Here is a 21,533-nt window from a genome sequence, read left to right as displayed (position 1 = left end):
CCCCGCATCGGGGAGCCCCTCCTCTCGCCCCGAGTGCGAGCATCCGCTTCCCGTGGCGGAGGGTGTCCGGACTGATGTCTGGCTGGGTAGTGCGAAAGGAGTAAGTTCGTGCGATTTGTTCTCGCCATCATCAGTTTTGTGCTCGCCGCCGTCATGATCGGCGCTGGAATCGCGCAGCGCACAGTCTTTGCCGAGCCCGATCAGGCGGTGCTGACGACCTCGGTGTCGACAAAATCCGCGGTGACCGTCATCGACGGGGCTGCGCTCAACGCGTACGACGGCAACCAGTCGCTGACCATCTCGGGCGCCGACAAGATTTTTGCCGCCTACGGGCGCACCACCGACGTCCTGGCATGGGTGGGGGACACCACCCACAATGAGATCGGCTTCGACCCCGAGACGCTTGAGTTGACGGACACTCTCGTTCGTGGCGCCGAGTCCGAAGTTCCGAACCCGGCGGGTTCCGACCTCTGGCTGAACGAGTACGAGCGTGATCGTGAGCTGTCCCTTCGTGTCAGCGTGCCGTCAGACTTCTCCTTCGTCGTGGTGTCAGATGGTGTGGAGCCGGCGGCGGGAACCGTCAGCCTTGCGTGGCCGCTCGACAACGCCACGCCTTTCTCGGGTCCGCTGATCGTGGGCGGTGCCGTGGCGCTGCTGCTCGGGCTGCTCTTCCTGCTCTGGGCCATCACCCACATGCGCAAGTTGCGTGGCCCCCGACGCAAACAGCTCAAGATGCCCAAGGTTCCGAAGAAGCCAAGCTACAAGCTGCCCCGCAAGTCGATTGCGAAGCCTGCCGTCGGCCGGCGCTCGCTCGGTCGCGGCATGATCGCTGCTCCGCTGTTGCTTGCCGGAACTCTCGTGCTCAGCGGCTGCACCTCGGGCGTTCTCACCACCGAGAACGCCTCCAGCAAGCCCACTCCGAGCGCATCGGCAACGACCGCTGCGGCCGTTGCAGACCCTCCGGCCGTCACCGTCTCACAGGCGGAGCGCATCATCGCGGACGTATCGAAGGTCGCCGCGGCTGCCGACGAAGCGAAGGACGCAACGCTGCTTGCCACGCGTTTCGATGGGGCAGCCCTGGAGCTTCGAACCGCCAACTACGCGATCGTTTCGGCCGATCCCACTCTCGCCACCCTGCCGGCAATCCCGGCTGGCCCCGTGAAGCTGACGCTTCCGCAGCAGACCGATACCTGGCCGCGCACGGTTTTCGCCGTGATTCAGGATGACACCGACGACACGATTCCGTCGATCGCGCTGTTCCTCGAGCAGGCCGATGCGCGCGAGCCATACAAGGTGATGTACGCGGTGACCCTCGAACCATCGCAGAAGATCCCGGATGTCGCTCAGGCCGACGTTGGCGCAGCGCGCCTGCTCCCCGACAGCCCGGTACTGCGACTGACTCCAACCGAGATCGCGCTCGCTTACGCAGACATCCTCGACAAGGATGTCGACAGCGAGTTCTACGACCAGTTCGAGGCGGAGGGTGACAGCCTGCGAACCGCGGTGGGCCCCGCATACAAAGAGTCAGTGCGCCAAGCCCTGCCGACGACGGCCAGTGTCGCGTTCGCCAGCGGAATTGGGGAGGCCGACGCCATTTCGCTTGCAACAAACGACGCCGGTGCCCTGATCGTCGTCAACCTCAACGAGACCACCACCGTGGCACCGATCGAGGAGGGCGCCGCGGTGAACACCTCGGGCCAGGTCAAGGCACTCTCCGGGCTCGCCGTCAGCTCTAAGGGAGTGGTCGCCACCTACGGTGACCAGTTGTTGTTCTACATGCCGCCCACGGGCAGCGGCGAAAAGATCGTCCTGCTGGGGTACACCCAGGGGCTCGTTAAAGCTGGGGAGATCGGATGACCAACGCACCGCTGAACGGCGCCAACCTGCGCGGGGCGGTAGACCTGTCGTCTCTCGTGCGACCGGCGTCGCCCGCTCCCGGAGCCCCAGGCGCCCAGGCGCCCGCCGCTGGCGGGGTGGTGAGGTCATCGACTGACTCGACGTTCACCGAGGTTCTCGAGCTCTCATCGACAGTCCCCGTCATTGTCGAGTTCTACGGCCAGGGAGTCGAGGCGTCGCTTGCAGACTTCGTGACGCAATACGGTGGCCGATTCGTGCTGGTGACGGTGGATGCGTCCACCAACCCGCAGCTCGTGCAGGCGTTCCAGGTGCAGCAGGTTCCGACCGTCGCGGCCGTGGTCGGCGGCCGTCCCGTGCAGTTGTTCACGGGTGTCCTCGCCGAACCGGAGCTGCGCGAGATCATGGACCAGGTGCTGCAGCTTGCTGCTCAGAACAACGTGACAGGGTCGATCCAGGTTCCCGATGAGGCTGCCGTCGACGCCGAGCCGGTCGAAGAGCCCCTGCCTCCGCACCATCAGGAGGCGTTTGACGCGATCTCTGCCGGCGACTTCGCGACCGCGATCAAAGAGTACGAGACGGCCATCGCTCAGAACCCCCGCGACAGCCTTGCCGTTGCGGGACTTGCCCAGGTGTCGCTGTTGGCCAGACTCGACGGCACGACGGCTGAGGCCGTGCGCGCCGCGGCGGCCGCATCCGTCACCGACGTCGACGCTCAACTCGCTGTCGCCGACCTCGACGTGGCAGGTGGACATCTGGATGACGCCTTCGCCCGGCTGCTCGACCTCTTCCCATGCCTCGACGCTGACGGCAAGAATCGGGTGCGCGCGAGGATCCTCGACTACTTCGAGATCGCCGGAGCGGACGACGAGCGCGTGGGCGTTGCTCGTCGGCGACTCACACTCCTGCTGTACTAACCCATGGACCGCGCACCAGTCTCAGCGGGTCGGTGGGAGCTGCGCCGACGGCTCGTGCTGCTCGTCACGCTGGTGGCGATCATCCTGATCCTCGTGCTGGGCGGCTCGCGGTCGGTGGACAGCCCGGCGCTCGCCGCCACCACTGCCGTGCTCGTGGTCGTTGCCGCGGTGGTGGTGTGGTGGGTAGGACGCCGCCAATCGGCTTCGGTGGCGGCCGAGAAGGAAGCCGGATACTCCACGCTGTACGACTTCGAGGGCTTCGAGTTGCGCGACTATCGCACGGGAGCCGTCATCCGGCCGCGAAACGAGACGCCGGATGGTGGCATCCGACGTTCACTCCTCAGCGGAATGCTCACGGTACCCGCGGGGATCACCGCTGGCACGCCGCCTGGCGGACGACGCCGACCGCGCCGACAGCAATCCTGACGACGGGCCGACAGCGCGCTAGCGGCGCGGCTTCAGCCAGAGGCCTCCGAGCGGCGGCAGGGTCAGCTCGACCGAGGCAGGGCGGCCCTGGAAGTGCTCGTCTGAGGCCTGCACTGAGCCGTAGTTTCCTACGCCGGATCCGCCGAACTCCTCGGCATCGGTGTTGATGACCTCGTCCCACGTTCCGGCAAACGGCAGGCCGATGCGGTATGGGCCAACCGGATTGCCGCCGAAGTTGAAGATTCCGACGAGCGGTTCACCGGAGCGTGACCAGCGCACGAAGGCCACCACGTTCTGCGCCGAGTTGCCGCCGTCAAGCCATTCGAATCCTGCGGAGTCGTTGTCCTGCTCCCACAGTGCGGGGCTCGCCGTGTAGGTCTTGTTGAGGTTGGTCACGAGCTTCTGCAGGCCCTGATGCACAGGCTGGTCGAGAATCCACCAGTCAAGCCCCCGGTCTTCGCTCCACTCAGAGGGCTGCCCGAATTCACTGCCCATGAACAGCAGCTGCTTGCCAGGATGAGCCCACATGAACGCGAGGTAGACCCGCACGTTGGCCAGCTTCTGCCACTGGTCGCCCGGCATCTTGTGCAGCAGCGACCCCTTGCCGTGCACGACCTCGTCATGGCTGATGGGCAACAGGAAGCTCTCGCTGAACGCATAGATGAGCCCGAAGGTGAGCAGGTTGTGGTGCCACGACCGGTTGACCGGGTCTTCCTCCATGTAGCGCAGGGTGTCGTTCATCCACCCCATGTTCCACTTCATGCCATAACCGAGACCGGATGAGGTTGTCGGCTTGGTGACGCCGGGCCATGACGTCGACTCCTCGGCGATCATGATGACTCCGGGGTTGCGCTTGTAGGCGGTCGCGTTGACCTCCTGCAGGAAGCCGATCGCTTCGAGATTCTCGCGTCCGCCGTACTGGTTCGGCAGCCACTCGCCCTCTTCGCGGGAGTAGTCAAGATAGAGCATGGATGCCACGGCATCGACCCTGAGCCCGTCGATGTGGAACTCCTCGAGCCAGTACAGCGCGTTGGCGACGAGGAAGTTGCGCACCTGCGAATCGCCGAAGTTGAAGATAAGCGTGCCCCAGTCCATCTGCTCGCCACGGCGGGGATCCGAGTGCTCGTAGAGTGGCAGGCCGTCGAACTTCGCCAACGCCCACTCATCCTTGGGGAAATGGCCGGGAACCCAGTCCATGATCACGCCGATGCCAGCCTGATGAAGGCTGTCGATGAGGAACTTGAGGTCGTCTGGGTGACCGAACCGGCTGGTTGGCGCGAAATAGCCGGTCACCTGGTAGCCCCAGGATCCACCGAATGGATGCTCGGCGAGCGGCATGAATTCGACGTGCGTGAAACCGAGCTGGGTGACATAGTCGATCAGCTCGACGGCGAGGCTGCGATAGTTCAGCCCTGGCCGCCACGATCCCACGTGGAGCTCGTACACGCTCATGGGGGAGTTCTGCGGGTCGGTTGACGCGCGCCGTGACATCCACGAGTCGTCTGCCCAGGTGTATTGGGTCTGGCCGACCTTCGAGCCGGTAGCGGGGGAGACCTCGGTGTAGCGTGCCATGGGATCGGCTCGGGTGACCCACCCGTCGTGAGGGGTGAGGATCTCGAACTTGTAGGTGTTGCCGGGGTCGAGTGCTGGCACGAATAGCTCCCAGACGCCGTTGTCGTCGAGGCGGCGCATGGCGTGCCCGACCCCGTTCCAGCTGTTGAAATCACCGACAACGCGAACTGCCTGAGCGTGGGGAGCCCACACCGAGAAGCTGGTGCCGACGACGCCCTCATGCGGCCGGAAGTGTGACCCGAGCACATGCCACAACTGTTCATGGCGACCCTCGGCCCACAAATACAGGTCCATCTCGCCCACCGACGACACAAAACGGTACGGATCATCAGCGACCCAGTCTGCGGCGCCGTCGTATTGTGTCTCGAGCTGATACGCCAGCCCGGCACCGGCGGCGAAGCCCTGCCAGAGCCCATCCGCCACGTGAGCGAGCTCGACGCGGGAACCATCCGTGCGCACAGCCGTGACGCTGGATGCCAGCGGCCGCAGCGCACGGATCACGAAACCGTTCTCAAACGCATGCTGCCCGAGGGTGTCGTGCGGCTGCGGGTGACTGCCACCGACGACCGAGGCGATCAGTCCGGGATGAAGCTCGGGAAGTGTGGGGCTCAGGTTGGCCATCAGATTCCTTTCGGGTACGCAACGCGCAGAATGTGTACGGGCTGGGTGAACGGATCCAGGCGTACGTAGTTGTCTCGACCCCAGGTGAAGGTGTCACCGGTGATGAGGTCGATGACCTCGAACTGGGCGTCTGCGGGCAGGCCCAGTTTGGTGAGATCGACGTGCACAGTTGTCTCGCGCACGGCGTGGGAGTCCAGGTTGGCGACGATGATCAGACCGTCAGGCGAGCCGGTGCCGGTGAATTCGGCTGCAAGGTATTTCGAGTACGCGATGATCGACTCGTCATCGGTCCACTGCACGTCGAGGTTTCGCAACTGCCGGAGCGAAGGATGCGCCGCCCTGATGAGGTTGAGCCGCGTGATGTAGGGGGAGAGGCTGACCCCGGATTCGTCGGCGTTCGCCCAGTCGCGACGCTTGAACTGGTACTTCTCGTTGTCGATGTTCTCTTCGCTGCCGGGCCGCGCCACGTTCTCGATCAGCTCATACCCGGCGTACATGCCCCACGACGGTGACGCTGTCGCCGCCAGCGCGGCGCGCACCTTGTAGGCACCACGCCCGCCGAACTGCAGGTACTCCGTCAGGATGTCAGGGGTGTTCACGAAGAAGTTCGGCCGGAAGTAGTCGGCAGACTGCTTCGAGATTTCCTTGAAGTACGTTTCGAGCTCGAGTTTCGTGTTGCGCCAGGTGAAGTAGGTATAGGACTGCTGGAACCCGGCGCCGGCCAGCGACTGCATCATTGCCGGGCGGGTGAAGGCCTCGGCGAGGAGCACAACCTGCGGGTGCCGTTCGTAGATCACGCCGAGAAGCCATTCCCAGAACGCAAGCGGCTTGGTGTGCGGGTTGTCGACACGGAAGATGTGTACGCCGAGCGAGATCCAGTACTCCACGATGCGCAGCACCTCGACGCGGATTCCCTCCGGGTCGTTATCGAAGTTCACCGGGTAGATGTCCTGGTACTTCTTGGGAGGGTTCTCTGCGTACGCGATGGTGCCGTCCGGCAGCGTCGTGAACCATTCGGGATGCTCGGTCACCCACGGGTGGTCCGGCGAGCACTGCAGCGCAAGGTCGATTCCGACCTCGAGGCCCACCTTCTTGGCAGCACCCATGAAAAAAGCGAAGTCTTTGACGGTGCCGAGGTCGGGATGAATCGCGTCGTGGCCACCCGAGGCCGCGCCGATCGCCCACGGCGAGCCGGGATCCTGCGGGCCAGCGTTGAGCGTGTTGTTCGGGCCCTTGCGGTTGGTGACTCCGATCGGGTGGATGGGCGGCAGGTAGAGCACGTCGAAACCCATGGCCGCGACGCCGGGGAGCCGCTTGGCAGCGGTGCGGAAGGTGCCGGAGACCCAGGAACCGTCTTTCGCCTGCTTCGCTCCTTCACTGCGGGGGAAGAATTCGTACCAACTGCCGACCGCGGCCCTGGCTCGCTCCACCCTCAGCGGCATCGTCTCGCTGAAGGTCTCGAGGCTGGCCAGTGGCTTCGCATCGATGGCAGCGACGATGGCCGGGGAGGTGACCGCAGCGAGTTTGACCTCGGGGGTGACCGTACTGTCTTTAAGCGACTGCCGGGCGTTGGTGAAAATTTTGCGGGAACCGGCGCGGGCCAGCAACTGGTCGGCCATTGTGAACATGAGGTCGACGTCCACCCCCGCCGGGATCTTCAGCTCTGCGTTGTGCTGCCAGGTGTGCCAGTCGTCGGTGAACGCACGGATGCGCCACGTCCAGGTTCCGGGTGACGTGAGTTGAGCATCCACTGTCCACCCGTCGGTGCCAGCGCCCAGGGGAATCATGCGGTGCACCTGCTCGACCCCCGAGGGATCTCTCAGCAGCAGCTGCACTCCGATCAGGTCGTGGCCCTCCCGGAACACGGTCGCTGTGAACGGAACCACCTCGCCAACGAAGCTCTTTGCGGGCCAACGGTTCTCTGGCTGCTGAGGCGAGAGATTGCGTATGGGGATGCGGCCGATGGCTGGCGTGCGGATGTTTGTGGCCGGCGAGACCACGCTGTCAACTTTTGTCTTTGCCACCTTTCGAAGTTAGCGCACTGGGCCGTCTGCTCGGCAGTTCCTGTGAAATACCGGCAAATAAGCGCCCGGTATATCCGGTGGGCACTAGGGGGGACATACTTTGTCCCCCGTTCTGGGTGGGGTACAAAGCTTGTCCCCCCTAGAACCCACACGATATATTTCTTGTGGGGGGAAGAAAGCTCAGTCTCTGGGGGCCACATTCTCTGCCTGACCAAGTGCAGGCATCTTCTACAAACATGCATCGACCCGCGCACGCCAGATTGCTGGTGCGCATTCTCACACCAAAATCTGGTGCTATTCGTAGCGCCCTCGAAAGGAAACATCATGAACAAGCTCATCAAGGGTGCAGTCGCAACGGCTGCCGGCGTAGCACTCCTCATGGGTGGCGCTGGAACGTTCGCTTACTGGAACGACTCGGTCGGCATCACCGGCGGAACAATCACCGCTGGAAACCTGAAGGTCGCGGCGCCGGCGACGGCACCGAGCACCGACGGCTGGACGGTACAGAAGAACGGCACCGGAACTGCCACGACCGTCTCCACCATCTCCTCATTCGTCGCATCGCCCGGTGACAAGTTCACGCTCACGAAGACCGTCAACGTCACCGCAACCGGTAACAACCTGACCGCGACCCTCGCGCTCGGTGCCGGTTCGATCACCGCGGCAACGACCGGAGCAGCAGACGTCGCGCTCGCTGCGTACCTGACGAAGACCGCAACGATCGCCGCTTCGGGTACCGGCATCGCCGCCATCGGCTCCACGGGAACTTACTCGATCACACCAGGCACAGCCGGTATCACGAACAGCCCGGTTACCGTCACGGTGACGATCACCTACCCGAAGGACGCCGCCACGGTCACCACCGCCGGACCCAACTCCACCGCTGTCCTGAATGAAAAAGCGTCAATGCTCGGCTCGGTCAACCTCGCAGGTCTGACCGTCACCGTCGACCAGCAGTAGCCCGACCAGTGGGCGTGTCGAACCCGAATCTCGACACGCCCACCGCGGGACCAGCACGACTTCACACCACGACACGACAGGCCACGTCCAACAGGGACAGATCACACGAAAGCGGAGACCGCCATGCCTCGACTCACACAGACGCCCAGCGTCACCGTGACGAAGCGTCGTCGGTCTCTCTTCAGTTTTTCGAACATTCTCAAGTCGATGGTCACCGTCACCGTCGCAATCTCACTCTCGGTGCTTGCAGCCGGAGGAACCTACGCTTACCTCAACTCGGCCCAGACGATCCCGGCAGGAAGTGCGGGGGGAGCGTCGACAACCATCAAAAGCGGCAGCGCCAGCCTGGTTATCACCAGCGGCGCAGCGGCCCTCTCGGGCCTGTACCCGGGAGTGACCAAGACCGCTGACTTCACCGTGTCGGCGTCAGGCTCGGCAGACCTCGCCCTCAGCGTCAGCTCGATTGTGGGTCAGGGCGTCAATGGTCTCGACATCAAGGTCGCACCAGGAACCTGCGCAGCACCGGGAACCGCTGTCGCGGCAGGATCGCTCGGCGTCACAGCCGTGGCGGCAACCACCTACGACAGCACGACCACTCCGGCCTCGACTGTGCCGCTCTGCCTCGTGGTCTCAATGCTCTCGAGCGCCTCCGCCAGCGCGGCGGGGGCTACTACCTCAGTCTCCGTGAATCTGACAGGAGTCCAGTCGTGATATTCGCACGATTAGCACGCATCCCCGGGATCAAGGCGGCCTGCGCCGCGTCGTTGGCCATCTTCATGCTCGGTTCTGGCGCCGTGGCGGCTAACGCCTACTGGTCTGCGGCGGCCACCGCGAGCACGACTGCCTCCGCTGCAACATTCAGCATGACGGCAGGCAACTTCTCGACGCTCAACACCACGTACATGTTCACCACGGCCCAATCGAGTCCGATCGTCATCAAACCCATCACGGTGTCGAACACGGGGTCTGCCCCGATGACGTTCTCCATTGGCGTGACCAATACCAACGCCACTCTTGCCGCCAATCTGACGCTGTGGCTCTGGACGACAGGTTCGTCGAACTGCGGCACGACGCCGCTCAACATACCGGGCACCGTCGCCTCGCCTCCGGCCATGCCATCTGGCGCGGCCAACCCCAGCCCCAACTCGGCCGTTACTCTGTGCGCGGCAACCCAACTGGTCGGCCCGATGTCTGCCATGCAGGGGCAGTCCGTGGTCGCCACCTTCACCATCACGGGCCGTGTGGGAGCCAGTAGCTGGGTCACCAGCGCTGCGACATCCACAACGCAATCCGTGTATTCGGTCCCCGCGCCGACACCAACATGCGTGACCACGGATCAAAAGGGTCAAAAGGAGGGCTTCTCCACACTGACCTGGCCGGCGGTCGTGGGCGCTACGGGTTATCAGGTGTTCGTTGACACCGTGGGCGCGCCCGCCGCCACGACTCCCTCACTGACGCGGACGCTCACCGACCCACGCAGCGTTGTGGTGGGAGTCATCGGTGGTGACGTCAACATCTCGGCGGACTCCAACGTTCGGATTGTTTACACCGGAAACCCGTACGGCACGAGCCAGGCGTCAACCACGCCCATCTACTACCAGGGCCCGTTCTGGCACGGCAACGAGCGACCGGAGTCAACATCGTGCACGCCGTGATCCGATTCGCGAAGACGATGACACGACCAGCGGCGGTCGCGGGGGCGATCGCGATCACCGCAAGCCTCATGCTGAGTCTGGGCGCGCCACTGGCGGCGACCGCAGCCACACCCACGGCCGAGTACAGCCGCGATGGCGGCGCGACCTGGTCGACAACTCCGCCGTCATTCCTGTTCGCAAGCGCCGTGCGCTATGTGCCGGGAGACGTTGCGACTGCGAATCTGCTCATCCGATCCCTGCGCTCAAACCCAACCTTCGTGCAGCTCTCACTCACCAATGCATCCACCGACGACACCGTGCTCGACGAAGCTATGACGATAGAAGGCGCCGACGCCGCAGGCAAGGGACTTCAGCCGACACGGTTCAGCGCGTTGACGGCCTGTCAGCCTGTCGTACCCGACAGGGTCATGACACAGGGTCAGATCGTTTCAGTTTCCCTGACGCTACGTGTGTCCCCGATGCTCACAGGGAACCAGGCGCAGGATGCGGCCGGTCACGTCGACCTCGCCGTCGCTCTGTCTGACCCTGGCCTCGAGATTGCCCCCAACGGCTGCTCGGTCGATGCTGTCATCATCCCGAGCACGGAGACCACCACGTCAGGCCTGGACCAGCGCGCTGGGTCGGACGGGCTCGCGTACACGGGAGGAACCCTGGCCTATCCGGCGTTCATCACGGCTGCGATAGCGCTGGGGGTCGGCTGGCTATTCGTGATTCTGGGCCGTCGTCGACGCCGGACAGTCGACCGCTGACACCTGAGCATTGTGCACTATTCTTCAACCGGACTCGATGATCGGATGGGGGAGTCGCATGGCGGCGCGCGAAGGCGGTGGCACAGGCGAGCCAGTCGAGGGGGACCCTAAAGAGAAAAGCCTGCTGCACTACCTAGGGCTGGCTCTCAGTGGGGCGCTCCTGGTGATGGTGTTGGTTATTGCCGTGCTCGTGATTGCGGCGCCGGCGATCGTGGGCGGTTCCGCCCTGACCGTCCTGACCAATTCCATGGCGCCGAAGTTCCCGCCAGGCACCCTGATCGTGATCAAGCCGACCCCCATCGACGAAATCAAGGTGGGGGATGTGCTGACCTACCAGATCAAGTCCGGAAACCCGGCCGTCATCTCGCACCGAGTCATCACACGCAGCGTCAGTCTCGAGGGTGAGACGACGTTTATCACCAAAGGTGACAACAACGACCTCGCCGACCCCAAGCCGATCATGGAAGTCCAGGTCAAAGGCACCCTCTGGTATGCGATCCCGTATCTGGGATTCGTCAACAACGCGGTGAACGGCGAAACGCGTCCGCTGGTCACCCCGATCATTGCCGGTCTGCTTTTCGCCTACGCCGTGTACACCGTGATCTCGAGCATCGCCGGCAGGCGAAAGCGCAGGGATGACGACGTGAGCCCGCTGGTCGCGGATTCGCCGGATTCCGTCGCCGAACTGGTGCCGGCGCCGCCGCCCGAGCCGGAACAATACGATCCAGACCTTTCGCGTTAAATCGTCCCACCCTGCGGGTTTAGGCTGTCCCGGTGAAGGCAATCAGAAGATTTACGGTTCGTGCTGTTCTCCCACAGACGCTTGCTGCGCTCGAGGAGCTCGCCTCCAACCTGCGGTGGTCGTGGCACGAGCCCACACGCCAGTTTTTCCAGGCGATCGACCCGGCACTGTGGAATCAGGTCGGCCACGATCCCATCGAGATGCTCGGAGCTGTCGAACCCGCCAGGCTCGACGAGCTCGCCGCCAACGAGGAGTTCGTCGGCACCGCCAATCGCCTCGTTGATGACCTGCACAGCTACCTGCGCGAACCGCGCTGGTACCAGCAGCTCGAGGGCGCGCCAGCATCCATCGCCTATTTCTCTCCGGAGTACGGCATCGCCGCCGCGCTTCCGCAGTATTCGGGCGGCCTGGGCATTCTCGCGGGGGACCACCTCAAGAGTGCCTCCGATCTGGGTGTGCCCATTGTCGGAGTCGGACTCTTCTACGGCGCCGGATACTTTCGCCAGGGTATTTCGCGTGAGGGCTGGCAGCAGGAGACCTACCCCGTGCTCGACCCGGACGGTCTGCCGCTGAGTGTGCTCAGGCAGCCGGATGGCCAGCCGTCCAGAGTTACCCTTGCGCTGCCCGACGGCCGTGCGCTCTCGGCCGTGGTCTGGGTGGCGCAGGTGGGTCGCATCCCCTTGCTGCTGCTTGACACGGATATTTCGGAAAACAGCGATGACCTTCGCTCCGTCACCGATCGCCTCTACGGCGGCGGTGGCGAGCACCGGCTGCTGCAGGAGCTGCTGCTCGGCGTCGGCGGTGTTCGGGCGATCGGGCTCTACAGCGACCTCACCGGTATGCCGAAGCCCGAGGTTTTCCATACCAACGAGGGCCATGCCGGCTTCCAGGCGCTCGAGCGCATCAGCGGGCTGATCGGGGAGGGCCTCGTCTTCGGGGATGCCCTGCAGGCCGTCCGCGCTGGCACGGTTTTCACCACCCACACGCCCGTACCGGCCGGAATCGACAGGTTCCCGATCGGCATGATCGAGCAGTATTTCTCCACCGACCTCCTGCCCGGCGTAGCCACGACGGACGTACTCGCCCTGGGTACCGAGAGCTACGAGGGCGGCGACCCGAACATGTTCAACATGGCAGTCATGGGGCTGCGGCTGGCGCAGCGCGCCAACGGTGTGTCGAAATTGCACGGCGAGGTTTCGCGCGGGATGTTCGGTGCCCTGTGGCCCGGATTCGACAACGCCGACGTTCCGATCACCTCGGTGACCAACGGCGTGCACGCGCCGAGCTGGACAGACCCGGAGATGCTCGAGCTGGCCCACAAGAGTTTCGGCACCGTCGACACGACAGTCGTCGATTGGTCGTCCCCGGCCGTCAGCAATGACGACATCTGGGCGGTACGAGGCAGGATGCGCGAACAGCTTGTCGCCGACGCCCGCCGTCGCACCGCGGGCGCGTGGCAGGAGCAGAACCCGGGAGTGGGCGCTCCGGCCTGGATTTCCGATCTGCTCGACCCGAACGTGCTGACCATCGGATTCGCCCGTCGCGTTCCGACCTACAAACGCCTCACCCTGATGTTGCACGACCCCGACCGGCTGCGCGCATTATTGCTGCACCCCGAGCGTCCGGTGCAGCTCGTGATCGCCGGGAAGTCGCACCCGGCCGATGACGAGGGCAAGCGACTCATCCAGAAGCTTGTCGAGTTCAGCCAGGAGCCCGAGGTGCGCGAACGCATCGTCTTCCTGCCGAACTACGACATCGCAATGGCCAAACTGCTGTACCCCGGCACCGACATCTGGCTGAACAACCCGTTGCGGCCGCTCGAGGCGTGCGGAACATCCGGAATGAAGGCGGCGCTGAACGGCTCGCTGAACCTCTCGATCCTCGATGGCTGGTGGGCCGAGTTCTATGACGAGCAGAACGGTTGGGCCATCCCGTCGGCGGATGCCGCGGGCGACGGGGCCGAGCGGGACAAACTCGAGGCCGAGAGCATGTACGACCTCATCGAACACCAGATCGCTCCCCGCTTCTACGACCGCGGTGCCGACGGAATTCCGACCAGGTGGGTCGATTCGATTCGCCACACGCTCGCGACGCTGTCGCCAGCGCTGTCGGCAGATCGCATGGTTCGCGAATACGTCGAGCGTCTCTACATCCCCGCGGCGACCGCGAGCAAGACCATCAGCGCCAACGGGTACCAGCCCGCTCGCGAACTCGCGGCCTGGAAGTCGCGCGTCACGGCGGCGTGGCCAAAGGTGCACGTCACCCACGTCGAATCCGGGGGAGTCGACAGCGTTCCGCAGGTCGGCGATGAATTGCACGTGCGGGCCACGGTCGACATCGACGGGCTGGACGCCAGCGACCTCAGCGTCGAAGTGATCTACGGCCGCGCGCGCGAAAGCGACACGCTCGAGGATGTCCAGCATGCCGCTCTCGAACTGATGCCGTCAGGTCCGGGCCAGCCCAAGGTTTTCGCTGGCACGGTTCAGCTGTCGCGGGCAGGCGGCTTCGGCTACACGGTGCGGGTAGTGCCGCAGCATCCATTGATGGCGTCAGCGTCGGAACTGGGGCTGATCGCCGTCGCCGAGTAGGGCGCTCAGGGGCGGCCGATGGGCGCAAGGATCGCCCCGGTGATGCTCTGCAGGTCGCCCGGGGTCAGTTCGATGTCGAATCCGCGGCGTCCGCCCGACACGAAAACCGTGTCGTAGAGGGTGGCGGTTTCGTCCAGCACGGTCGGGTGCGCCGTTTTCTGCCCGATCGGGCTGATTCCGCCGACAATGTATCCGGTCTTGCGCTCGGCGACTTTGGGGTCGGCCATCACGGCTTTCTTGCCGCCAACAGCGGTCGCCAGTGCCTTCAGGTCGAGCTTGCCCGACACCGGCACGATCGCCACAACGAGCCGACCGTCGACGTCGGTCATGAGGGTCTTGAAGACCTGATCGTCGTCGAGTCCGAGCACAGCGGCCGCCTCGGCGCCGAAGTTGGTGGCGCCGGGGTCGTGCGCGTACTCGTGCGCGACGAAGTGGATGCCCGCTGCCGTCAGCGCCACGGTCGCCGGGGTGCCGCTCACCGCTCAGTGCCGCTCACTACTCAGTGCGCCCGGAACAGCTGCATCGACGTGCCCGCGACGACGAGTTCTTCGCCCGGCACGTGGTCAGGCATCCACTCGGTTGGATCGTCGATCGCGGAATCCCACAACAGGGTGTAGCCGTTAACGCCGGCATGCTCGGGCAGGGTCACCGTCACGTCGTCCTCGAGACCATGAACGATCAGCAGGATGCGGTTGAATTCCTCGAATTCGGGGGTCGACGCCGCGAGGTACTGCAGGGTGCGTTGCGATGGCGAATCCCAGTCCTGGTCAGACATCGAGATGCCCTCCTTGTTGTACCAGTCCATCTGGGTGGCCGAGGGGATCGTTTCGCCCGCGATCCCGTACCGCACGGGCCGAAGCGCCGGGTTCTCGCGGCGGAAGTGGATCAGCTGGCGCGTGATCTCCAGCAGTTCGTCCTGCCAGCCCTCGCGCTCCCACGGCAGCCACGTGAGCTCGCTGTCCTGGTTGTACGCGTTGTTGTTGCCGCGCTGGGTGCGTCCGAACTCGTCTCCCGCGGTCAGCATCGGAATGCCGGCAGACAGCAGGAGGGTGCCGAGGAGGTTGCGCATCGCCTTACAGCGGGACTCGCGGATGGCGTCGTCGTCGGTCGAACCTTCGGCGCCAAAGTTGAACGAGTGGTTGTTATCGGTGCCGTCGCGGTTCTTCTCGCCGTTGCCGAGGTTGTGTTTCTCGTTGTACGCGGTGAGGTCAGCCATGGTGAATCCATCGTGGGCGGTAATGAAGTTGACGGATGCCATCGGGCCGCGGTCGTTCCTGAATACGTGAGACGAGCCCGCGAGCCGTCGCGCGAGAGAGCCGATGCCGTTCGGGGCAGAGCCGTGTGCGCGGGTGTGTCCAATGTCTGTCAGCCAGAAGTCGCGCATACGGTCGCGGTAGCCGTCGTTCCATTCGCTCCAGCCGGCCGGAAAGTTGCCCACCTGCCAGCCACCCATGCCGACATCCCACGGTTCGGAGATGATCTTCACCCCGGCAAGCTTCGGATCGTCGCGAATAGCCAGCAGCAATGGATGTTCGGGGTCGAACACGTTCGCCTGGTCGCGACCGAGCGTGGCGGCGAGGTCGAAGCGGAAACCGTCGATCTGCACGTCGTTGGCCCAGTAGCGCAAGGAATCAAGGATGAGGCGGTGGGCGGCCGGGGTCGCGGTGTTGACCGAGTTGCCGCAGCCCGTGACATCCACATACTTGCCGTCAGCGGTTTGGCGATAGTAGTTCCTGTTGTCGAGACCGCGAAGGCTCGTCGTGGGACCGGTGAAGCCCTCCTCGGCGGTGTGGTTGTAGACCACATCCATCACGACCTCGAGGCCGGCTTCGTGCAGCAGCTTGACCATGCCCTTGAACTCGCGCAGCACGGCGCCGGTGCCGCCGAGCTGGGCCTCCCGGCTCGCGTATGCGGCATGGGGGGTGAAGAAGTTGAGGGTGTTGTAGCCCCAGTAGTTGGTGAGGCCCTGCTTGATGAGACGCTGCTCGCTCACAAACTGCTGCACGGGCAGCAGTTCGATCGTCGTTACACCGAGCTCTTTCAGATACGCGATCGTGGACTCGTGGGCGAGACCGGCGTACGTTCCCCGGAGGTTCTCGGGCACGTCGGGGTTGAGTTTCGAGATTCCCTTGGCATGCGCCTCGTACATCACCGTGTGATCCATGGCGATGTTCGGCTTCGTCGAGTGACCCCAGTCGAAGGTGTCAGGCTCCTGCACGTAACCGCGCCAGTCACCGTTCTTGGTGCGGTCCAGGCCGCGGGCGTACGGGTCGATCAGGTGCAGCTCCGGGTCGAACTTGTGACCGGTCTTGTTCGGCCCCGTCGCGCGCACCGAGTAGCGCACTCCGGCCACGAGGTCGGGGGAGGTGACCGACCACACGTCACCGTCGCCTCGCTCGAGCGGCAGGCGCTTCGCGATCCAGTTGGCGTCGCGGCGGTCGAACAGACAGAGCTCGAGACTGGTGGCGCTGGCGGACCACACTCGCAGCTCGCCACCCGTTGCGTTGAGGGTTACGCCGAGGTCGGCAAGGGCATCGGCTTCAGGCATGGGTTCTAGAGTAATGAACGACTGAGTAGGTCGTGTGACATCGGAAGGGGACGCGCGGTGGCAATATATCTCGATCATGCTGCGACGACGCCCATGCTGCCCGCGGTTATCGACTCGTACACGACAGCGCTTGGGCTCGTCGGCAACCCGTCATCGATCCACTCCCAGGGCCAGAACGCGAAGCGGATGCTGGAGGAAGCCCGCGAGAGCGTTGCGGCCTCCGTGAACGCAGACTCGGTCGAGGTGACCTTCACTTCGGGCGGAACCGAGGCCGTAAACCTTGCGGTCAAGGGGCTGTTCTGGGCCCGTCAGGGCGCGACACCACGCCCAAGAATCCTGTCCACCCGCGCAGAACACCACGCGACGATCGACGCGCTCGAGTGGCTCGAACAGCATGAGGGTGCCGTCATCGACTGGGTGCCGGTCTCGTCAACCGGCCGCATCGACCTCGCGTACCTCGAGGCCGCGCTCGCCGACGATGTTGCGCTTGTCACGACGCTCTGGGCCAACAACGAGGTCGGAACAGTGCAGCCGATCGACGCGATTGTGGCGCTGGCGAGCGCTCGCGGCATCCCGGTACATGCCGACGCGGTGTCGGCCTACGGCTATCTGCCGATTGATTTTCACGCGTCGGGTCTTGCCGCGATGAGCATCTCTGCTCACAAGATCGGCGGTCCGGTGGGCATCGGTGCGCTGGTGATCGCACGATCGGCCACCGTCACCCCGCTGGTCCACGGCGGCAACCAGCAACGTTCTCGCTCCGGCACGATGGATGCCGCAGGGTCTGTCGCCTTCGGCGTTGCGGCGGCTCACATCGAACTCGACAGGGTGCAGCCGTTGCGCGACCGACTGATCGAGGGTGTGCGCGCCGCGGTGCCGGAGGCGATCCTGCGTGGAGATCCCGCTGGCAGGCTGCCGGGCAATGCTCACTTCACCTTCCCCGGCTGCGAGGGAGACTCCCTGCTTTTCCTGCTGGATGTCGCCGGCTTCAGTGTCTCGACGGGGTCGGCCTGCCAGGCCGGGGTTCCCGAGGCATCCCACGTGCTGCTGGCGATGGGTCTCGATGAACCGACGGCGCGCGGGGCGTTGCGCATCACGCTGGGGCACAGTACGACGGCCGCCGAGGTGGACGCGTTCGTGGCCGCGCTTCCGGCCGCGGTTGCCCGCGCCCGCACCGCCGGCTACGCCGACCGCGAGACACAGCTCGGGCACTGAGACGTAAGCTGGAACCCATGAAGGTTTTGGCGGCGATGAGTGGTGGGGTCGATTCGGCCGTTGCCGCGGCCCGTGCCGTCGACGCTGGTCACGAGGTGGTCGGGGTGCACCTCGCGCTCAGCCGCCAGCCAGGAACCCTACGCACCGGCGCCCGCGGCTGCTGCACGATCGAAGATTCGATGGATGCCCAGCGCGCGGCCAACATCATCGGCATCCCGTACTACGTCTGGGACTTCTCGGAGCGGTTCAAGCTCGATGTCGTCGACGACTTCATTGCCGAATATGCGGCCGGACGCACCCCCAACCCGTGCATGCGGTGCAATGAACGCATCAAGTTCGCCGCCCTGCTCGAGAAGGCCGTCGCCCTCGGTTTCGATGCCGTCGCGACGGGCCACTACGCGAACATCGTCACGGATGCTGCGGGCAATCGCGAACTGCACAGGGCCAGTGACGCGGCGAAAGACCAGTCCTACGTGCTCGGCGTGCTCACCACCGAGCAGCTCGCGCACAGCATGTTCCCGCTCGGCACGACACCCTCCAAGGCGGAGGTTCGCGCCGAGGCCGCCCAGCGCGGCTTCAGCGTCGCCTCCAAGCCCGACTCCCATGACATCTGCTTCATCCCTGACGGCAACACTCGCGGCTGGCTTGCCGACAAGGTCGGCGCCGAGCAGGGCGAGATCCTGGACCGCTCCGGCGACGTCATCGGGAAGCACGAGGGAGCGCTCGCCTTCACCATCGGCCAGCGTAAGGGGCTCAACGTTGGGTACCCGACGGATGACGGCAAGCCCCGTTTCGTGCTCGAGATCCGGCCGAAGACCAACGAGGTCGTGGTGGGGCCGCGCGAGGCGCTCGCCCTCGGCGAGCTGGCTGGCTCGAAGTTCAGCTGGGCGGGGCTCGACCCCGTGGCATCCGGATTCATCACCGGGGCCAGCGATTCATTCGACTGCCACGTGCAGGTGCGTGCCCACTCCGAACCGGTGCCGGCTGTCGCGCGACTGGTTCCGGATGCGGCAGGGGTCACCGAACTCGTGATCAACCCGGCGGAGCCGATCATCGGCGTCTCGCCAGGCCAGACGGCCGTGCTGTACGTCGGCACCCGGGTTCTCGGGCAGTGCACCATTGCGCGCACCGTGAGTGCGATTCCCGCCACTGTCCAGCCCTGACGGAGTGTCGCCGGGCGATCCTAAGCTGGGGTCGTGGCTGAAACAGATAACGCGATCAACGAGCACACCGCCCCAGACCTTGCCGCGGCGAAATCCGAGGTCGACGAGCTGACGACGCGCATCCTCGAGCTGCGCGATGCGTACTATGAGCGCGACGCAGAACTCGTGCCCGACGCCGAGTACGACCAGCTGATGCAGCGACTCGAAGAACTCGAGCGGCTGTTCCCGGAGCTGCAGGGGCAGGACAGCCCCACCCAGACCGTGGGCGGGCGGGCCGCGAAACTGTTCGACCCGGTCACCCACGCCGAGCGCATGCTCAGCCTCGACAACGTCTTCTCTCTCGACGAATTCGAGGCATGGGCGGCCAAGGTCGAGCGCGATTCCGGTCGGCGCATCGACTACCTGTGCGAGCTGAAGATCGATGGGCTCGCGATCAACCTTCGGTATGAAGACGGCCGGCTGACGAGCGCCGCCACCCGGGGCGACGGCGTTGTGGGTGAAGACGTCACCGAGAATGTCGAATTCATTCCGGGCATCCCGACCCGACTGGAGGGCGAGGGCCATCCGCCGATCGTCGAGGTGCGCGGCGAGATCTTTTTTCCGGTCGTCGCCTTCCGTGAACTGAATGCCGAGCAGGCCGCCGCGGGGGAGAGAGTCTTCGCGAACCCCCGCAACGCCGCATCCGGCTCATTGCGGCAGAAAGCCGAAAGCAAAAACGCGTCGGGGCTCGACCTCATGCACCGCAGGTTGTCGAGGCTCAGGATGCTCGTGCACGGCATCGGCGCATGGTCCAACCCGCCCGTCGCCAGCCAGAGCCAGACCTACGCCCTTCTTGCGAGCTGGGGCCTGCCGACCAGCCCCTACTTCCAGGTGAAGAAGACCGCAGCCGAGGCCGCGGAGTTCATCGCGTTCTACGGCGAGCATCGCGACACCGTCGAGCACGAGATCGACGGCATCGTCATCAAGGTCGACGAGTTGTACCTGCACGAAGAGCTCGGTGCCACCTCCCGGGCGCCGCGGTGGGCGATCGCGTACAAATACCCACCGGAGCAGGTCAACACCCGGCTGCTCGACATCGTCGTCTCTGTCGGCCGCACCGGTCGCGCCACGCCGTTCGCGGTGATGGAACCGGCGAGAGTGGCCGGCTCCGTCGTGCGCCAGGCCACCCTGCACAATCAGGATGTCGTCAAAGCCAAGGGCGTGCTGATCGGCGATACGGTCGTGCTGCGCAAGGCGGGGGACGTCATCCCGGAGGTGCTCGGCCCGGTCGTCGAACTGCGCGACGGCACCGAACGCGAATTCGTGATGCCGACCCACTGCCCGGAGTGCGGCACGGCTTTGGCTCCCGCCAAGGAGGGCGACATCGATTTGCGCTGCCCGAATGCTCGCAGTTGCCCCGCGCAGGTGCGTGGTCGGGTCGAGCACGTCGGAAGCCGTGGGGCGCTCGACATCGAGGGTCTCGGCGAGGTGGGGGCAGCGGCCCTGACCCAACCCGACTATCCGGATTCGCCGCCACTCGTCACCGAGGCCGGACTCTTTTCGCTGACGCTCCCGCAGATTTTCGACATCAGGGTGCGCGTCCGTGACTCCGAGACCGGGCTCGTCAAGGTCGATGACGACGGAACCGAGCGCACCGAGACGCCATACCGCCGCAAGCGAGTGAAGAAAGACGGCGACTTCGACCCAGAATCGGCAGAGTTTTCCGGCGACGGCGGATTTGTGCCCTCCAGTGCGGCGATCAAGCTGCTGAGTGAGATCGAACTGGCCAAGTCGAAAGACCTGTGGCGCATCCTCGTTTCGCTCAGCATCCGGCACGTCGGGCCGGTGGCGGCCCGCGCCCTTGCCAACTATTTCGGCTCGCTCGACGCGATCAGGGCGGCGGATCGTGACGCCCTCGCTGCGGTCGACGGCGTTGGCGGAATCATCGCCGACGCGGTGATCGCCTGGTTCGAGGTCGACTGGCACCGCGAGATCATCGAGCGCTGGGCGGATGCCGGGGTGCGGTTTGCGACACCGGGTCACCCCGGTCCGGGCGCCGCCGCCGCCAACGACGGCCCCCTCGCAGGGCTGACCGTCGTCGCTACCGGCAGCCTGGACGGCTTCACCAGAGAGGGCGCGCTGGAGGCGATCATCGCGGCCGGCGGCAAGGCGGCATCCAGTGTCAGTAAAAAAACCGACTTCGTTGCTGCTGGCCCGGGAGCCGGCTCGAAATTGACGAAAGCCGAAGAACTCGGGCTGCGAATTATCGATGCCGAGCAGTTCGCCAGGCTGCTCGCCGGAGGCCCCGCCGCGCTCGAATCGTAGTATTTTCGGGCCGCCCTCGTTGGGGGGACAAATGCCCCCGAGACGGGGGACACCCGCGGTTCACCGTTGGGGACGAATTTGGGTCTGAAAACGAGCCTGTCTATCCCCTAGAGTAGGGGGTGCATTGCGGTGCTTCGTGGGGGAGCTGTGCAGCATTTGCAAACTGAGGGGGACACCCGAATTTTGCTGATAGAC

17 protein-coding genes are annotated in these 21,533 nt (G+C 64.9%); 12 read left to right on the top strand and 5 right to left on the bottom strand.

Translation table 11 applies throughout. From position 1 onward, the window contains the following. The first annotated feature begins 108 nt into the window (after positions 1 to 108). Genes QMG83_RS10550 through QMG83_RS10540 form a run of 3 tightly spaced genes read left to right on the top strand, consistent with a single transcriptional unit; the run spans position 109 to position 3,197 of the window. The gene (locus QMG83_RS10550; RefSeq protein WP_283505317.1) at positions 109 to 1,857 is read left to right on the top strand and encodes a DUF8094 domain-containing protein; all 1,749 of its coding nucleotides are present in this window, start codon (positions 109 to 111) and stop codon (positions 1,855 to 1,857) included. Continuing rightward, positions 1,854 to 2,771: a co-chaperone YbbN gene (locus QMG83_RS10545; protein ID WP_283505316.1), complete on the top strand. Its 918-nt coding sequence runs from the start codon at positions 1,854 to 1,856 to the stop codon at positions 2,769 to 2,771. Before QMG83_RS10550 ends, QMG83_RS10545 begins: the two co-directional genes overlap by 4 nt. A 3-nt stretch (positions 2,772 to 2,774) precedes the next feature. Then, positions 2,775 to 3,197 (top strand): hypothetical protein, encoded by a 423-nt coding sequence (locus tag QMG83_RS10540; RefSeq protein WP_283505315.1) that lies wholly within the window; start codon positions 2,775 to 2,777, stop codon positions 3,195 to 3,197. An 18-nt stretch (positions 3,198 to 3,215) separates the two neighbouring features. Here the strand turns inward: QMG83_RS10540 and glgB are convergent, their stop codons facing one another. Further along, the gene (gene glgB / locus QMG83_RS10535; RefSeq protein WP_283505314.1) at positions 3,216 to 5,390 is read right to left on the bottom strand and encodes a 1,4-alpha-glucan branching protein GlgB; all 2,175 of its coding nucleotides are present in this window, start codon (positions 5,388 to 5,390) and stop codon (positions 3,216 to 3,218) included. Further along, positions 5,390 to 7,414, bottom strand: coding sequence for an alpha-1,4-glucan--maltose-1-phosphate maltosyltransferase (locus QMG83_RS10530; RefSeq protein ID WP_283505313.1), 2,025 nt, complete (start codon positions 7,412 to 7,414; stop codon positions 5,390 to 5,392). Before QMG83_RS10530 ends, glgB begins: the two co-directional genes overlap by 1 nt. Before the next feature lie 324 nt (positions 7,415 to 7,738). Here QMG83_RS10530 and QMG83_RS10525 point away from each other — a divergent pair, with 324 nt between their 5' ends. Next, complete coding sequence (locus QMG83_RS10525; RefSeq protein WP_283505312.1) at positions 7,739 to 8,374, top strand: alternate-type signal peptide domain-containing protein; 636 nt, start codon at positions 7,739 to 7,741, stop codon at positions 8,372 to 8,374. A gap of 123 nt (positions 8,375 to 8,497) precedes the next feature. Then, positions 8,498 to 9,085: a hypothetical protein gene (locus QMG83_RS10520; RefSeq protein WP_283505311.1), complete on the top strand. Its 588-nt coding sequence runs from the start codon at positions 8,498 to 8,500 to the stop codon at positions 9,083 to 9,085. 97 nt (positions 9,086 to 9,182) lie between these two features. On the opposite strand, the gene QMG83_RS10515 is transcribed toward QMG83_RS10520, so the two are convergent. Then, the gene (locus QMG83_RS10515) at positions 9,183 to 9,362 is read right to left on the bottom strand and encodes a hypothetical protein (protein WP_283505310.1); all 180 of its coding nucleotides are present in this window, start codon (positions 9,360 to 9,362) and stop codon (positions 9,183 to 9,185) included. Between QMG83_RS10515 and QMG83_RS10510 the strand changes: the two genes are divergently transcribed. Genes QMG83_RS10510 through glgP form a run of 4 tightly spaced genes read left to right on the top strand, consistent with a single transcriptional unit; the run spans position 9,349 to position 14,108 of the window. Then, positions 9,349 to 10,029 (top strand): hypothetical protein, encoded by a 681-nt coding sequence (locus QMG83_RS10510; RefSeq protein ID WP_283505309.1) that lies wholly within the window; start codon positions 9,349 to 9,351, stop codon positions 10,027 to 10,029. The genes QMG83_RS10515 and QMG83_RS10510 overlap by 14 nt on opposite strands. Further along, positions 10,026 to 10,778 carry a hypothetical protein gene (locus QMG83_RS10505; RefSeq protein ID WP_283505308.1) on the top strand — a complete coding sequence of 251 codons (753 nt, stop codon included), beginning with the start codon at positions 10,026 to 10,028 and terminating at the stop codon, positions 10,776 to 10,778. The genes QMG83_RS10510 and QMG83_RS10505 overlap by 4 nt, the downstream gene beginning before the upstream one ends. Positions 10,779 to 10,836: 58 nt before the next feature. Next, on the top strand, positions 10,837 to 11,520 hold the full coding sequence (locus QMG83_RS10500; RefSeq protein ID WP_283505307.1) for a signal peptidase I: 684 nt from the start codon (positions 10,837 to 10,839) through the stop codon (positions 11,518 to 11,520). Between the two features lie 32 nt (positions 11,521 to 11,552). Next, entirely contained in the window at positions 11,553 to 14,108 is a 2,556-nt protein-coding gene (gene glgP / locus QMG83_RS10495; protein ID WP_283505306.1) for an alpha-glucan family phosphorylase, read from the top strand. 5 nt (positions 14,109 to 14,113) lie between these two features. Here the strand turns inward: glgP and ybaK are convergent, their stop codons facing one another. Next, a complete protein-coding gene (gene ybaK / locus QMG83_RS10490; RefSeq protein ID WP_283505305.1) occupies positions 14,114 to 14,587 on the bottom strand; it encodes a Cys-tRNA(Pro) deacylase in 474 nt (157 codons plus the stop codon). A 20-nt stretch (positions 14,588 to 14,607) separates the two neighbouring features. Next, the gene (gene glgX / locus QMG83_RS10485; RefSeq protein WP_283505304.1) at positions 14,608 to 16,656 is read right to left on the bottom strand and encodes a glycogen debranching protein GlgX; all 2,049 of its coding nucleotides are present in this window, start codon (positions 16,654 to 16,656) and stop codon (positions 14,608 to 14,610) included. Between the two features lie 57 nt (positions 16,657 to 16,713). Here glgX and QMG83_RS10480 point away from each other — a divergent pair, with 57 nt between their 5' ends. The 3 genes from QMG83_RS10480 to ligA are packed head-to-tail and all read left to right on the top strand — an operon-like array spanning position 16,714 to position 21,338. After that, the gene (locus QMG83_RS10480; RefSeq protein WP_283505303.1) at positions 16,714 to 17,871 is read left to right on the top strand and encodes a cysteine desulfurase family protein; all 1,158 of its coding nucleotides are present in this window, start codon (positions 16,714 to 16,716) and stop codon (positions 17,869 to 17,871) included. A 17-nt stretch (positions 17,872 to 17,888) separates the two neighbouring features. Further along, a complete protein-coding gene (gene mnmA / locus QMG83_RS10475; protein WP_283505302.1) occupies positions 17,889 to 19,034 on the top strand; it encodes a tRNA 2-thiouridine(34) synthase MnmA in 1,146 nt (381 codons plus the stop codon). Positions 19,035 to 19,067: 33 nt separating this feature from the next. Next, on the top strand, positions 19,068 to 21,338 hold the full coding sequence (gene ligA, locus QMG83_RS10470; RefSeq protein ID WP_283505301.1) for an NAD-dependent DNA ligase LigA: 2,271 nt from the start codon (positions 19,068 to 19,070) through the stop codon (positions 21,336 to 21,338). The last annotated feature ends 195 nt before the right edge of the window (positions 21,339 to 21,533 follow it).

The organism is Salinibacterium sp. G-O1 (assembly GCF_030063305.1).
Lineage (GTDB): Bacteria > Actinomycetota > Actinomycetes > Actinomycetales > Microbacteriaceae > Rhodoglobus.
Note: the sequence above shows the minus strand (reverse complement) of the source record. Positions and strands in the feature narration are given on the sequence as shown.